Annotated in this window: 13 protein-coding genes; 11 read left to right on the top strand and 2 right to left on the bottom strand. The window is 70.1% G+C overall.

Going from position 1 to position 14771, the window contains the following annotated elements; genetic code table 11:
* The first annotated feature begins 60 nt into the window (after positions 1-60).
* The 10 genes from HNR13_RS16975 to HNR13_RS16930 all read left to right on the top strand — a co-directional run bounded on the left by HNR13_RS16975 (position 61) and on the right by HNR13_RS16930 (position 10542).
* Positions 61-1167, top strand: a complete 1107-nt coding sequence (locus tag HNR13_RS16975; RefSeq protein WP_179607695.1) for a magnesium and cobalt transport protein CorA — start codon at positions 61-63, stop codon at positions 1165-1167.
* 206 nt (positions 1168-1373) lie between these two features.
* Positions 1374-2456 (top strand): BMP family lipoprotein, encoded by a 1083-nt coding sequence (locus tag HNR13_RS16970; RefSeq protein ID WP_179607693.1) that lies wholly within the window; start codon positions 1374-1376, stop codon positions 2454-2456.
* Positions 2457-2564: 108 nt separating this feature from the next.
* Complete coding sequence (locus HNR13_RS16965; RefSeq protein ID WP_179607692.1) at positions 2565-4103, top strand: ABC transporter ATP-binding protein; 1539 nt, start codon at positions 2565-2567, stop codon at positions 4101-4103.
* Complete coding sequence (locus HNR13_RS16960) at positions 4100-5428, top strand: ABC transporter permease (protein ID WP_246312796.1); 1329 nt, start codon at positions 4100-4102, stop codon at positions 5426-5428. Before HNR13_RS16965 ends, HNR13_RS16960 begins: the two co-directional genes overlap by 4 nt.
* On the top strand, positions 5425-6714 hold the full coding sequence (locus HNR13_RS16955; protein ID WP_179607690.1) for an ABC transporter permease: 1290 nt from the start codon (positions 5425-5427) through the stop codon (positions 6712-6714). Before HNR13_RS16960 ends, HNR13_RS16955 begins: the two co-directional genes overlap by 4 nt.
* Entirely contained in the window at positions 6711-7151 is a 441-nt protein-coding gene (locus tag HNR13_RS16950) for a cytidine deaminase (protein WP_179607689.1), read from the top strand. The genes HNR13_RS16955 and HNR13_RS16950 overlap by 4 nt, the downstream gene beginning before the upstream one ends.
* A gap of 76 nt (positions 7152-7227) precedes the next feature.
* On the top strand, positions 7228-8532 hold the full coding sequence (locus HNR13_RS16945; protein WP_343063596.1) for a thymidine phosphorylase: 1305 nt from the start codon (positions 7228-7230) through the stop codon (positions 8530-8532).
* A 119-nt stretch (positions 8533-8651) separates the two neighbouring features.
* Positions 8652-9773: an adenosine deaminase gene (locus HNR13_RS16940; RefSeq protein ID WP_179607687.1), complete on the top strand. Its 1122-nt coding sequence runs from the start codon at positions 8652-8654 to the stop codon at positions 9771-9773.
* 24 nt (positions 9774-9797) lie between these two features.
* Complete coding sequence (locus tag HNR13_RS16935) at positions 9798-10256, top strand: PTS sugar transporter subunit IIA (RefSeq protein WP_179607685.1); 459 nt, start codon at positions 9798-9800, stop codon at positions 10254-10256.
* Positions 10257-10269: 13 nt separating this feature from the next.
* Entirely contained in the window at positions 10270-10542 is a 273-nt protein-coding gene (locus HNR13_RS16930) for a PTS sugar transporter subunit IIB (RefSeq protein WP_179607684.1), read from the top strand.
* A gap of 148 nt (positions 10543-10690) precedes the next feature.
* Here the strand turns inward: HNR13_RS16930 and HNR13_RS16925 are convergent, their stop codons facing one another.
* Both HNR13_RS16925 and HNR13_RS16920 read right to left on the bottom strand, forming a co-directional pair.
* Positions 10691-12406 carry a phosphohexomutase domain-containing protein gene (locus tag HNR13_RS16925; protein ID WP_179607682.1) on the bottom strand — a complete coding sequence of 572 codons (1716 nt, stop codon included), beginning with the start codon at positions 12404-12406 and terminating at the stop codon, positions 10691-10693.
* The gene (locus tag HNR13_RS16920; RefSeq protein WP_179607681.1) at positions 12403-13236 is read right to left on the bottom strand and encodes a purine-nucleoside phosphorylase; all 834 of its coding nucleotides are present in this window, start codon (positions 13234-13236) and stop codon (positions 12403-12405) included. The genes HNR13_RS16925 and HNR13_RS16920 overlap by 4 nt, the downstream gene beginning before the upstream one ends.
* Before the next feature lie 85 nt (positions 13237-13321).
* On the opposite strand from HNR13_RS16920, the gene HNR13_RS16915 reads away from it, so the two are divergent.
* On the top strand, positions 13322-14758 hold the full coding sequence (locus HNR13_RS16915; RefSeq protein WP_179607679.1) for an NAD(P)H-quinone dehydrogenase: 1437 nt from the start codon (positions 13322-13324) through the stop codon (positions 14756-14758).
* Positions 14759-14771 lie beyond the last annotated feature (13 nt).

The following is a 14771-nucleotide window of genomic DNA, read 5'->3' as shown; positions in this document are numbered from 1 at the left end:
CCTCACGTTTCCGTGCACCAGGAGGTGATCTTGGCGAACCTGAATCGACGCGGCATTCCGATGCCCTTCGTCTCCCGAGCCCGGCGGGCCGATCCTCCGAGCTCGCCGTCGCCGGTCCTCACCGAGCCGCAGCCGGCCGGCGCGCGCTCCAGCATGGTGGACAGCGCGATCTACGCGGACGGCGTGCGGGTGGCCTCGCCGCGCACCCTGGCCGAGACCTACCGCGCGCTGGACGACACCCCGGGCGGGGTCGCCTGGATCGGCCTCTACCGGCCGACCGAGCAGGAGCTGATGTCGCTGGCGGAGGAGTTCAACCTGCACCCGCTGGCGATCGAGGACGCGATCGTCGCGCACCAGCGGCCCAAGCTGGAGCGCTACGACTCCGTGCTGTTCGTCGTGCTGAAGGCGGCCAGCTACCTGGACGCGCCGGAGGAGGTCGAGTTCGGCGAGCTGCACCTCTTCGTCGGGCCGAACTTCGTCATCACGGTGCGCCACAGCGAGTCGCCCGACCTGTCGACGGTGCGCCACCGGATGGAGCGCGAGCGCGACCTCCTCGCCCTCGGCCCGCAGGCGATCCTCTACGCGATCATCGACGCCGTCGTGGACGCCTACGGCCCGGTCGTCGCCGGCCTCGCCAACGACATCGACGAGATCGAGACGCAGGTCTTCGGCGGCGACGTCCTGGTCTCCCGGCGCATCTACGAGCTGTCGCGGGAGGTCATCGACTTCCAGCGGGCGACCCACCCGCTCTCCTCGGTGATGGTCGCCCTCGAGCGCGGCTCGGCGAAGTACGGGGTCACCGAGGAGCTGGAGCGGCGCCTGCGCGACGTCGCCGACCACCTCACCCAGGTGAACGAGCGCGTCGACGGGTTCCGCTACCTGCTGCGCGACATCCTCACGGTGAACTCGACCCTCGTCGCCGAACGCCAGAACGAGGAGCTGACGCGGCTCGCGCACTCGTCGCACCGGCAGGGCGAGGAGGTCAAGAAGATCTCCTCGTGGGCGGCCATCCTGTTCGCGCCGTCGCTGATCGCGGGCGTCTACGGGATGAACTTCGAGAACATGCCGGAACTGGCATGGCCGCTCGGCTACCCGATGGCGATCCTCGCGATGCTGGGCCTGAGCAGCCTGCTGTACGCCATCTTCAAGAAGCGCGGCTGGATGTAGGGACGGTCTGCTCCTTTAAGAGGGACGGCCTCCGCGCGGACCCGCGAGTTCTGCTCAAATGAGCAGGTGCCAAACAGGCGCGCATTTGTAACGCTTGCATGAAGAAGCCGAATTCGACCACAGTGCGGTTCGTCACATTCGGTAACGTGCACTGCGTATCCTTGCCCGCGCGCACCCGAGCGGGCACCGCATCTTGGAGGACAACCTTGACAATCACAGCCCCGAAGGCCGCCCTCACCGGCCTTGTCGCAGCCGGCGTCGTCGCGCTGCTCGCAGCCTGCGGATCGGCGCCGAGCTCGACCAGCACCGCCGCGAACTCGAAGTACCTGCCCTGCATCGTGTCCGACCAGGGCGGCTTCAACGACCGCTCCTTCAACCAGCTCGGACTGGAGGGCGTCCAGGAGGCCGCTCAGAAGATCGGCAGCTCGTACAAGTCGGTCCAGTCGAAGAGCGCCAACGACTACCTGCCGAACATCAAGAGCCTGATCCAGCAGGGCTGCAACATCATCGTCGCCTCCGGCTTCAACCTCGTCGCGCCCGTCAAGCAGGCCGCCGCGGAGAACCCGAAGGTCAACTTCGTGATGGTGGACGACAACAGCATCAAGGCGGACAACGTCAAGCCCGTCGTCTTCAACACCGACGAGGCCGGCTTCCTTGCCGGCTACGCCTCGGCGAGCTACTCGAAGACCGGCGTGATCGGCACCTACGGCGGCCAGAAGCTGCCGTCGGTCACCATCTTCATGGACGGCATCTCGGACGGCGTCAAGTACTACAACCAGCAGAAGGGCGGCTCGAAGAAGGTCATCGGCTGGGACGTCGCCTCGCAGGACGGCCAGTTCGTCAACAGCTTCGTCGACCTGAACACGTCCAAGACGATCGCGCAGACCATGCTCGGCCAGAACGCCGACGTGCTCGCCCCGATCGGCGGACCGATCTACCAGGGCGCCGCCTCGGCGATCAAGGACGGCGGCAAGAACGTCGCCCTGATCGGTAACGACGCCGACGTCTTCCTGACCGACCAGAACGGCTACAACAGCCTGTTCCTCACCTCGATCATGAAGAACATCAAGCCGACCGTCTCGACGATCGTGCAGCAGGCCGCCTCCGGCAGCAAGTTCGACAACTCGCAGTACGTCGGCACGCTGAAGAACAACGGCGTCGGCATCGCCCCGTTCCACGACTTCGCCTCGAAGGTCGACCCCGGCCTGCAGGGCGAGCTCGACAAGATCAAGGCCGGCATCATCGACGGCTCGATCAAGGTCGAGTCCCCGTCGGCGTTCGCCGAGTAGTCGTCACCGACTGGTCGTAAGCGACACCCGGGAGGCCGGCCTCGTGCCGGCCTCCCCACCTCGTCCGCTTCCGGGCGACGCATCGCCCGACACCCACAAGGCCCCCACATGAAACTCGAACTCCGCGGTATCACCAAACGCTTCGGCGCGCTGGTCGCCAACGATCACATCGACCTCACGGTCGAACCCGGCGAGATCCACTGTCTGCTCGGCGAGAACGGCGCAGGCAAGTCGACCCTCATGAACGTCCTGTACGGCCTCTACCAGGCCGATGAGGGCGAGATCCTCCTGGACGATGTCGTCCAGGACTTCGCCGGACCCGGTGACGCGATGAAGGCGGGCATCGGGATGGTCCACCAGCACTTCATGCTCATCCCCGTCTTCACCGTCGCGGAGAACGTCATGCTCGGCCACGAGCAGACGAAGTTCGGCGGCCGGCTCGACCTGGCCGCAGCCCGCGCGAAGGTGCGCGAGATCTCGGCCCGCTTCGGGTTCGACCTCGACCCGGACGCGCTGGTCGAGGACCTCCCGGTCGGCGTCCAGCAGCGCGTGGAGATCATCAAGGCGCTCTCCCGCGACGCCAAGGTCCTCGTCTTCGACGAGCCGACCGCGGTGCTGACGCCGCAGGAGACCGACGAGCTGATGACGATCATGCGCCAGCTCGCCGAGAGCGGCACCGGCATCGTCTTCATCACCCACAAGCTGCGCGAGGTCCGCGAGGTCGCGACCCGCATCACCGTCATGCGGCTCGGCAAGGTGGTCGGCGAGGCGGAGCCCACGGCCTCCAACGCCGAGCTCGCCTCGCTCATGGTCGGCCGCAGCGTCGAGCTGAGCGTCCACAAGGAAGCCCCGACGCTCACCGACAACAGCCTCCGGGTCCGCGACCTCACGGTCTCCGACCCGAACGGCGTCGTCCTCGTCGACCATCTCGACTTCGAGGTGCGCGGCGGCGAGGTGCTCGCCATCGCCGGTGTGCAGGGCAACGGCCAGACCGAGCTGACCGAGGCCCTCCTCGGCCTGCAGAAGCGCGTCTCCGGCTCCGTCGAGCTGGACGGCAAGGAGATCCTCGGCCTGTCCGTGCGCAAGGTGCTCGACGCCGGCGTCGGGTTCGTCCCGGAGGACCGCAACGTCGACGGGCTCGTCGCCGAGTTCTCGATCGCCGAGAACCTGATGCTGGACCGCTCGGGCCGCGGCCCGTTCGTCAAGGGCTCGAACCTCCAGCTCAAGTTCCGCGACACGTTCGCGGAGGAGAAGACGAAGGAGTTCGACGTCCGCGCCCAGGGGATCACCACCCACGTGGGCCGGCTCTCCGGCGGCAACCAGCAGAAGGTCGTGCTCGCGCGCGAGCTGAGCCGCGACCTGCGGCTGTTCGTCGCCGCCCAGCCCACCCGCGGCCTGGACGTCGGCTCGATCGAGTTCGTCCACGAGCAGATCATCGCCGCCCGCGACTCGGGCGTGCCGGTCATCGTCGTCTCCACCGAGCTGGACGAGATCGTCTCGCTCGGCGACCGGATCGCCGTCATGTACCGCGGCGGCATCGTCGGGATCGTCCCGGCGTCGACGCCCCGCGAGATCCTCGGCCTGATGATGACGGGCGAGGCCCCGCCGGCCGAATACCTCGTCGATGCCCAAGGAGCCTCCGCATGAGCGAACAGATGCCCACTGCCGATGTCGAGGCCGCCGTCGGAGAGACCCCCGTCGACGTCCCGGCACTCGACCAGATCCCCGAGGAGCAGCGCGCCGCCGAGCCGCCCGCGCCGGAGATATCCAAGACCCACCGGATCCTGCGCGAGATCGCGTCGGGGAGCGTCGTGCTCTCCATCTGCGCGGTCATCGTCGCGCTCGTCGTCGGCGGCGTCTTCATCGCCCTGACCAACCAGCAGGTGCAGCAGGCGCTCGGCTACTTCTTCGCGCGTCCCGGCGACACCTTCGCCGCCATCGGCAACGCGGTGGGCGGCGCCTATGCCGCGCTGTTCCAGGGCGCGATCTACAACACCCACGCGCCCGACTTCGCGACCGGCATCCAGTCGCTGTCGACGACGCTCACCTTCGCCACGCCGCTGATCGCGGCCGGCCTCGGCGTCGCGCTCAGCTTCCGGGTGGGCCTGTTCAACATCGGTGGCCAGGGGCAGATGCTCATCGCCGCGCTGTTCGCCGGCCTGGTCGGCTTCAAGCTGCCGATGCCCCCGGGAATCCACCTGCTGATCGCGGTGCTCGCCGGCCTGATCGGCGGCGCGATCTGGGCGGCGATCGCCGGTGTCCTGAAGGCGTACACGGGCGCGCACGAGGTGATCGTGACGATCATGCTCAACTACATCGCGCTCAACCTGCTCAGCTATCTGCTGACCACCTCGTTCCTGCGCGCGCCCGGCGCGAACGACCCGCGCACCCCACCGACATTGCCGACCGCGGTATTCCCGAAACTGTTCGGGAGCAACTACTCGTTGGACATCGGCATCATCCTCGTGGTGCTGGCGACCGTCGCGGTGTGGTGGCTGCTGGAGCGCTCGAGCCTCGGCTTCCGCTTCCGTGCGGTCGGCGAGAACCCGAACGCCGCGCGTGTCGCCGGCATGTCGGTCCGCTCGATCTACGTCTGGGCGATGGTGATCTCCGGCGCCCTGGTCGGCCTCGCCGGCGCGACCCAGGTGCTCGGCCAGATCACGACCGGCTTCGGCAGCGACATCGACGCCGGCATCGGGTTCTCCGCGATCACGGTTGCCCTGCTCGGCCGGTCCCGCCCGTTCGGCGTGCTGGTCGCCGGCATCCTGATCGGCGCGTTCCAGGCCGGCGGCTTCGCCATGCAGGCCGCGGACAACGTCCCGGTCGAGGTCATCGCGATCATCCAGTCGGTGACCGTGCTCTTCATCGCCGCACCGCCGCTGGTGCGCGCCATCTTCCGGCTGCCCGCCCCGGGCAGCGCCCCGCGCCGTCGCCGCTCGGCGACCCGCACGAAGGGAGCGGTCGCACGATGACCGTCATCACCCAGCACCCGGCCCCGGCGCTCGCCGACGGCGAGAGCACGCGCGTGGTCGTCCGCCACTGGCGCCTGCCGATCGTCTTCGCGGTGTTCAGCGCGATCAGCATCCTGCTGTTCCTGGTCTTCCCGCGTCCGGGCACGACCACCTACACGTTCAGCACGAAGAGCGACTTCTTCACCATCCCGAACGTCCAGATCCCCTCGATCGCGACCGGCATCGTCGTGACGATCATCGCCCTGATCATCACCGCGGTCGCGTTCGTGCTGGTCGCCCGCGGCCGGAGCGTCCCGCTCTGGCTGGGCGCGATCTTCGCGGTCGCTCTCCTGGTCGGGTTCATCACGTGGTCGGTCGGCGACGGCACCGTGCCCGTCGCGGGCCTCCTCGCGGCCGCGCTCGGCCTCAGCGTCCCGATCATCTACGGCGCGATGGGCGGCGTGCTCTCCGAGCGCGTCGGCGTCGTCAACGTGGCGATCGAGGGTCAGCTGCTCGGCGGCGCGTTCACGTCGGCGATGCTCGCGACGATCACCCACTCGGTCGTCGTCGGGCTCATCGGCGCCGCGGTCGCCGGGATGATCGTGTCGTTCATCCTGGCCGCGTTCTCGATCAAGTACCTGGTCGACCAGGTGATCGTCGGCATCGTGCTGAACGTGCTCGTGTCGGGCGTCACCGGCTTCTTCTACACGGCCGTGATGGCGAACAACACGGCGGCGTTCAACCTGCCGCCGACCCTGCCGAACCTGCCGATCCCGCTGCTCAGCCAGATCCCGGTCGTCGGCCCGGTGCTGTTCAACCAGACCCTGATCGTCTACGTGATGTACGTGGCGGTCGCCGGCGTCTACTTCTTCCTGTTCCACACCCGCTGGGGCCTCCGGGTCCGCGCGGTGGGCGAGCACCCGAAGGCGGCGGACACGGTGGGCGTCAAGGTCAACCCGACCCGGTTCTGGACCGTGCTGATCGCGGGTGCGATCGCCGGCTTCGGCGGCGCGTACTTCACGATCGGCGGCGTCGGCGGCTTCGTCAAGGACATGACCAGCGGCCTCGGCTATATCGCCCTCGCGGCCGTGATCTTCGGACGCTGGGACCCGATCCGGGCCACCCTCGCCGCGCTGCTGTTCGGCTTCGCCGGCGCGCTGCAGAGCCTGCTCGGCCTGCTGCACGCGCCGATCCCGAGCGAGTTCCTGCGGATGCTGCCCTACCTCGTCACCATCTTCGCGGTGGCCGGGCTGGTCGGTCAGTCGCGCGGGCCGGCGGCGTCGGGCAAGCCGTACATCAAGTCATGACCGAGCGGATCGACTGGCCGGCGCTGCGCGCCGCCGCGAACGAGGCGATGACGCACGCGTACGTGCCGTACTCGCGGTTCCCGGTCGGCGCGGCTGCGCTGGTCGACGACGGCCGCATCGTCAGCGGCTGCAACGTCGAGAACGCCAGCTACGGCGTCACGCTGTGCGCCGAGTGCGGCCTGGTGTCGTCGCTGGCGATGACCGGGGGAGGGCGCCTCGTCGCGTTCACCTGCGTGAACGGCGACGGCGACACGCTCATGCCGTGCGGCCGCTGCCGCCAGTTGCTCTACGAGCACTCGGCGGAGGGGATGCTGCTGGAGACGGTCTCCGGCATCCGCACGATCGACGAGGTGCTGCCCGACGCGTTCGGCCCGCGCCAGCTCGTGGCGTACGCCGAGGAGCACAGCGGGGTCGACGACGGCACAGCAGCCGACTGAGACCCGCCCACCGACACGCCGCCCACTGACACACCGCCCACCGGCACAGCACGACGAACGAAGAGGGTTATCCATCGTGAGCACCGCAGCAGGAGTCGAGGCGTTCGACGCCGTCGACCTGATCAGGACCAAGCGCGACCGTGGCGAGCTGACCACGCCGGAGATCGACTGGCTGGTCGACGCGTACACGCGCGGCTACGTCGGCGACGAGCAGATGGCGGCCATGACGATGGCGATCTTCCTCAACGGGATGACCCGCCGCGAGATCAAGGACCTCACCCTCGCCATGATCGCGTCGGGCGAGCGCATGGACTTCTCCGGCCTCGGCAAGCCGACCGCCGACAAGCACTCCACCGGCGGCGTCGGCGACAAGATCACCCTCCCGCTGATGCCGCTGGTCGCGTCGTTCGGCGTCGCCGTGCCGCAGCTCTCCGGTCGCGGTCTCGGCCACACCGGCGGGACGCTCGACAAGCTCGAGAGCATCCCGGGCTGGCGCGCGAACCTCAGCAACGAGGAGATGTTCGCCCAGCTGCGCGGCCCGGGCGGCGTGATCTGCGCAGCGGGCTCCGGCCTCGCGCCCGCGGACGGCAAGCTGTACGCGCTCCGCGACATCACCGGGACCGTGGAGGCGATCCCGCTGATCGCGTCCTCGATCATGTCCAAGAAGATCGCCGAGGGCACCAGCGCGCTGGTGCTGGACGTCAAGTTCGGCTCCGGCGCCTTCCTCAAGGACATCGACAAGTCCCGCGAACTCGCCCGCACGATGGTCGAGCTCGGCAGGGACGCGGGTGTGGCGACCTCCGCCCTCCTCACCGACATGAACGTGCCGCTCGGCCTCGCCATCGGCAACGCCAACGAGGTGCGCGAGTCGGTCGAGGTCCTCGCCGGCGGCGGACCCGCCGACATCGTCGAGCTCACCGTGGCGCTGGCCCGGGAGATGCTGGCGCTGGCCGGGCAGCCCGACGCCGACGTGGAGGCCGCGCTGAAGGACGGCCGCGCGATGGACAAGTGGCGCGAGACGATCCGCGCGCAGGGCGGGGATCCCGACGCGGCCCTCCCCGTCGCCCGCGAGACCCACACCGTCGTCGCGGAGGCGGACGGCGTGCTGGTCGAGCAGCAGGCGCTGCCGTTCGGCATCGCGGCCTGGCGGCTCGGCGCCGGGCGCGCCCGCAAGCAGGACCCGGTGCAGCACGCCGCCGGCATCGACCTGCACGCCAAGCCCGGCGACGAGGTGCGCGCCGGCCAGCCGCTGTTCACGCTGTCGGCCGACGAGCCCGCCCGCTTCGAGCGCGCCCTGGAGGCCCTCGAGGGCGCCTACCGCGTCGCGCCGGTGGGCACCCCCTTCACGCGGACCCCTCTCGTCGCCGAGCGCATCGCCTAGCGCTCGCAGCGAGCACCCGGCGAGTACGCGAATAATCCACCGAAAACCGCCGAGTAGGCAGACTATTCGCGTACTCGGCGGCTGCCATCGACCACGCGCGCACCGATAGATTGAGAGCCATGAGCCTGAACGAGAACAGCACCTACACGCTCGCCGACGGGACCGACATCCGGGCGCTGCCCAAGGTCTCCCTGCACGACCACCTCGACGGCGGCCTGCGCCCCGAGACGGTCCTGGAGCTCGCGGACGGCATCGGCCTCGAGCTCCCGGCCGACGACCCGGTGGCGCTCGGCGCCTGGTTCGCCGAGAAGTCCAACTCGGGCTCCCTGGTCGAGTACCTCAAGACCTTCGACATCACCACCGCGGTGATGCAGACCCGCGAGGGCCTGACCCGCGTGGCCCGCGAGTTCGTGCAGGACCTGGGCGCCGACGGTGTCGTGTACGGCGAGATCCGCTGGGCGCCCGAGCAGCACCTGACCCGCGGCCTCACCCTCGACGAGACGGTCGAGGCCGTCCAGGAGGGCCTGGAGCAGGGCATCGAGGACGTGCGCGCCGACGGCGGCCGGATCCGCGTGGGCCAGCTGGTGAGCGCCATGCGCCACACCGACCGCAGCCTGGAGATCGCCGAGCTGGCCGTGCGCCACCGCGACCGCGGCGCCGTCGGCTTCGACATCGCCGGCCCCGAGGCCGGCTTCCCGCCCTCGAACCACAAGGCCGCCTTCGACTACCTGGCCGCCCAGTTCTTCCCGGCGACGGTGCACGCGGGGGAGGCCGACGGCCTGGAGAGCATCCGCGGCGCCCTGCTCGACGGGCGCGCGCTGCGCCTCGGCCACGGCGTGCGCCTAGCGGAGGACATCACGATCGAGCGCCAGGACGACGAGAACACCTACGTGACGCTCGGCACCCTGTCGCAGTGGGTGAAGGACCGCGAGATCGCGCTGGAGACCAGCCCGACCTCCAACCTGCAGACCGGTGCGATCGCCGCCTGGGGGAACGACATCCTCGACCACCCGTTCGACCTGCTGTACCAGCTCGGCTTCCGGGTGACGGTCAACACCGACAACCGCCTGATGAGCGGCACGACGCTGACGCGCGAGCTGAGCATCCTGGCCGACGCGTTCTCGTACGACCTGACCGACCTGGAGATCTTCCAGCTGAACGCCGCCGCCGGGGCCTTCCTCCCCATCGAGCAGCGTGAGGAACTGGCCGAGATCATCACAGCAGGTTTCGAGGGTTCGTGACCCGCTAACGCGTACGCTGGACCCATGCCGCTGCCACCGTTGCCCGACTCCGCCGTGACCGTCGGAGCCCACGCCTCCGACTGGCGCGAGGCGGTCGAGCTCGCCGGGGAGGCGCTGGCCCGCTCCGGGGCGACGGAGGAGACCTACGGCGCCCGGATGATCCAGGTGATCGAGGAGTTCGGCGCGTACATCGTGATCGCGCCCGGCCTCGCGCTGGCGCACGCCCGGCCGGGGCCGGACGTGAACCGCGACGGGCTCTCGGTGGTCACGCTGGACGCCCCCGTGGTGTTCGGCCACCCGCACAACGACCCGGTGTCGGTCGTGATCGGTCTCGCCGTCACGTCGCCGGAGGGCCATGTCACGAGCGTCGCCGAGCTGGCCAACGTCTTCAACGATCCCGACGCGATCCCGGCCCTGGCGGCCGCGACCGACGTCGCGGAGGTGCAGCGCATCCTCACGCTCAGCGAGGAAGCCGCGCGATGACAGGCACGGTCCTGTGAAGATCGTCGCGATCTGCGGCGCCGGCATCGGCACCTCCGGCATCCTCAAGGTGAACGCCGAGCGCGTCCTCGACCGCCTCGGCATCGACGCGGACGTGACCGCCGCCGACGCCGCCAGCGTCGCCACGGCGTCGAGCGACGCCCAGATCATCCTCACGTCGCCCGAGCTGGTCGACCGGATCGGGCCGACCAACGCGGACGTGATCGTGGTGCAGAACTACTTCGACCTCGACGAGCTGGAGCAGAAGCTCGACGAGGCGCTCGGCTGAGCTCCCCGACATTCGTCACGAATGTCGGCTCTCGCGTCGCCGAAGGCAACATTCGTCACGAAGGTGCGCGCACGACGACGCGGACATTCGTCACGAATGTCGACTCTCGCGCGGCGAAAGGCGACATTCGTGACGAATGTCGGGGCGATTACGCCGTGAGGGCGCGCATCGCGTCCGCCAGGGCGGCCACGCGGGCCGTGGCGGTGGCGCGACGCTCGGCGATGTCGCCCTGGTCGCTGGACGCGTCGATGTAGATCTTCAGCTTCGGCTCGGTGCCGCTCGGCCGCACCATGACGCGCGAGCCGTCCGCGAGGACGATGCGCAGCACGTCGCTCGGCGGCAGCGCGCCGAAGCCGTCGCGGAGGTCGTCGATGTGGTCGACGGCGACGTCGCCCAGGCGGCTCGGCGGGGTCGCGCGCAGCGCCGCCATGATCTCGCCGATGCGGGACAGGTCGGTGACGCGGAGCGAGATCTGGTCGCTGGCGAAGTAGCCGAAGCGCTCGGCGAAGGCGTCCAGGTGGTCCGCGATCGTCCGGCCGGAGGCGGCGAGCTCGTTCGCGAGGTCGAGGAACGCCGTGGCGGCGGAGATGCCGTCCTTGTCGCGGACCGTGGCGGGGTTCACCAGGTAGCCGAGCGCCTCCTCGAACCCGAAGATCAGGCCGGGGGCGCGGGAGACCCACTTGAACCCGGTGAGGGTGTCCGCGAAGTCGAGGCGGTAGGCGGCGGCGACGGCCGCAAGGGCGGGCGAGGACACGATCGAACACGCGAGCGTCCCGAACGCAGCCCCGGCGGTCGAGGTCCGCTCGGCCAGCTCCGCGGCGCGCCAGCCGAGCAGCGCGCCGACCTCGTTGCCGCTCAGGCGGCGGAAGCCGTCGGTGGAGCCGTCCGGGATGGCGACGGCCAGCCGGTCGGCGTCCGGATCGTTGGCGATGATGAGATCGACGCCGCCCGCGCGGCCGGTCGCGAACGACAGGTCCATCGCGCCCGGCTCCTCCGGGTTCGGGAAGGCCACGGTGGGGAACGCCGGATCGGGATCGCGCTGCTCCGCCACGACGACCGGCTTCGAGAAGCCGGCGCGCTCGAACACGGCCTCCGCCGTGCGCCAGCCGACGCCGTGCATCGCGGTGTACGCGAACGAGACGGCGTCGCGCGGGGCGGCGGTGGATGCGACGGCCGCGGTGGCCTCGATGTACGCGGCCTCCACGTCGCCCGACGCGATCTCGAACTGCTCCGAGCGCGGCAGGTCGCCGATGTCGCCCTTCGCGACCTCCAGGATGTGCGCCTCGATCTGCGCGTCCGTCGGCGAGACGATCTGCGAGCCGTGGTTCTCGCCGCCGAGGTAGACCTTGTACCCGTTGTCGTTCGGCGGGTTGTGGCTCGCCGTGACCATGACGCCGGCGCTGACGTCCAGATGCCGGACGGCGAAGGCGAGCACCGGGGTGGGCAGCAGGCGGGGGAGCAGGACGGCGCGCACGCCGGCGCCGGCCATCAGCTCCGCGGTGTCGCGGGCGAAGACGTCGGAGTTCTTGCGGCCGTCGTAGCCGATGACCACCGACGGCTGCGTGCCCGCGGCGTGCTCCAGCAGCCAGCGGGCGAACCCGGCGGCCGCCTGGGCGACCAGGACCCGGTTCATCCGGTTCGGGCCCGCCGCGATCGCGCCGCGGAGGCCGGCGGTGCCGAACTCCAGGCGGGTGTCGAAGCGCGCGTGGAGGTCCTCGACGGCCACCGCGGAGCCGGCCTCGGCGGCCACGATGAGCGACTGCAGCTCGGCGCGGGTCTCCGGGTCGGGGTCCTGCGCGAGCCAGGCGCGCGCCTGCTCGAGGAGCTGTGGGGTGTCGACGGCGTGTGCGTCTGCTGGGGTCACAGGGCCTCCACGATCTGGGCCAGGAGGGCGCTGATGACCGGCTCGGCCTCCCGGCCGGCGTCGATCACCTCCTGGTGGCTGAGAGGGGTCTTCTGGATGCCGGCCGCCAGGTTGGTGACGAGTGACATGCCGAGGATCTCCATGCCGGCCTGGCGGGCGGCGATGGCCTCCAGGGCCGTGGACATGCCGACGATGTGGCCGCCGATCGCCTTGGCCATCTGCACCTCGGCGGGGGTCTCGTAGTGCGGGCCGCGGAACTGTGTGTAGACGCCTTCGTCGAGGCTCGGGTCGATGGTCCGCGCGAGGTCGCGCAAGCGCTTCGAGTAGAGGTCGGTGAGGTCGATGAAGGTCGCGCCCTCCAGCGGGGAGTCCGCGGTCAGGTTGATGTGGTCGCTGATGAGGACCGGGGTGCCCGGCTTCCAGTGCTCCTTGATGCCGCCGGCGCCGTTGGTGAGGACCATCGTCGTCGCTCCGGCGGCCGCGGCGGTGCGGACGCTGTGAACGACCCGGCGCACGCCGTGGCCCTCGTAGTAGTGCGTGCGCGCGCCGATGACCAGCGCGTGCTTGCCGTTCGCCAGCCGGAGCGAGCGCAGGGTGCCGGCGTGGCCCTCCAGGGCGGGCTTGCTGAAGCCGACGATCTCGTGGGCGGGGAGGACGGCGACGGTCTCCCCGATCAGATCGGCGGCCTTGCCCCAGCCGCTGCCGAGCGTCAGCGCGATGTCGTGCTTCTCGACGCCGGTCTTCTCGGCGAGCTGCCTGGCCGCCTCCCTGGCGACCTCGAACGGGTCGGTCGCGGGGTCGTCGAGCGGGTTCTGCGTGGTTTCGAGCATGAGGCAACTCTACTGAGCGGGCCTCGGCGGTACAGCGCTCGCGTGGATGCGCATCGGTGCACCGGGATACGGAAGAATGAGTGGCATGGCCTATGAATTCGAGCGGAAGCAGCGCATCGCCGTCCTCGGCGGCGGACCGGGCGGTTACGAGGCGGCACTGGCCGGCGCGCAGCTCGGCGCTGACGTCACGCTCGTGGAGCGCTCGGGCGTCGGCGGCTCGGCCGTCATCACCGACGTGGTCCCGTCGAAGAGCCTGATCGCGACCGCCGAGGCCACCAACTCCATCGCCGAGGCGACCGACCTGGGCGTGCAGTTCTTCACCCGCGGCGCGAGCGGCAAGCCGGTGCGCCCGGAGATCGCCGTCAACCTCGCCGCCGTCAACAAGCGCCTGATGGGGCTGGCCCGGCAGCAGTCGGAGGACATGCGCGCAGAGCTCGTGCGCGCCGGCGTCCGCATCGTCACCGGCGAGGGCCGGCTCGACGGCGACGACGCGATCATCGTCTCCACCGGGACGGGCGCCGCCGGCACCGACTTCGACCGGGTGGAGGCCGACACCATCGTCATCGCGGTCGGCGCGAGCCCGCGCATCCTGTCCTCCGCCGTGCCGGACGGGGAGCGCATCCTCACCTGGACGCAGCTCTACGACCTCGCCACCGTCCCGGAGCACCTCATCGTGGTCGGGTCGGGCGTCACCGGCGCGGAGTTCGCCTCGGCGTACACCGCCCTCGGCTCGAAGGTCACGCTGATCTCGTCGCGCGACCAGGTCCTCCCGGGCGAGGACGCCGACGCCGCCCGCGTCATCGAGAACGTCTTCAAGCGCAACGGCATGCAGGTGCTCTCCAAGTCGCGCGCCGAGTCCGTGGTCCGCACCGAGAGCGGCGTGGTCGCGACGCTGACCGACGGCCGGACGGTGGAGGGCAGCCACTGTCTGATGGCGGTCGGCTCCATCCCCAACACGGCGGGCATCGGGCTGGAGGAGGCTGGCGTGCAGCTCACGCCGTCCGGCCACATCCGGGTCAACCGGGTCGCGCGCACCTCCATCCCGAACATCTACGCGGCGGGCGACTGCTCCGACCTGCTGCCGCTGGCGTCCGTCGCCTCCATGCAGGGCCGCACCGCGGTGTTCCACGCGATGGGCGACGCGGTCAACCCGATCGAGCTGCGGAACGTCACCTCCAACATCTTCACGCAGCCCGAGATCGCGACGGTCGGCTGGAACCAGAAGCAGATCGAGGAGGGCATCGCCCAGGGCGACATCTACAAGCTGGCGCTCAAGTCCAACCCGCGCGCCAAGATGCTCGGCATCCGCGACGGGTTCGTGAAGCTGTTCGCCCGCACCGGATCCGGCACCGTGATCGGCGGCGTCATCGTCGCGCCGCGGGCCTCCGAGCTGATCTTCCCGCTCGCCCTCGCCGTCGAGCACCGGCTCACGGTCGACCAGGTCGCGCGGGCGTTCACGGTGTACCCGTCGCTCTCCGGATCGATCTCGGACGCCGCCCGGGCGATGCACATCGTGCTCTAGGCGGGAGGCCGCG

The organism is Leifsonia shinshuensis (assembly GCF_013410375.1).
Classification (GTDB): Bacteria; Actinomycetota; Actinomycetes; order Actinomycetales; family Microbacteriaceae; genus Leifsonia; species Leifsonia shinshuensis.
The sequence above is the reverse complement of the archived record's forward strand: the minus strand, read 5'-3'. Positions and strand labels throughout refer to the sequence as shown.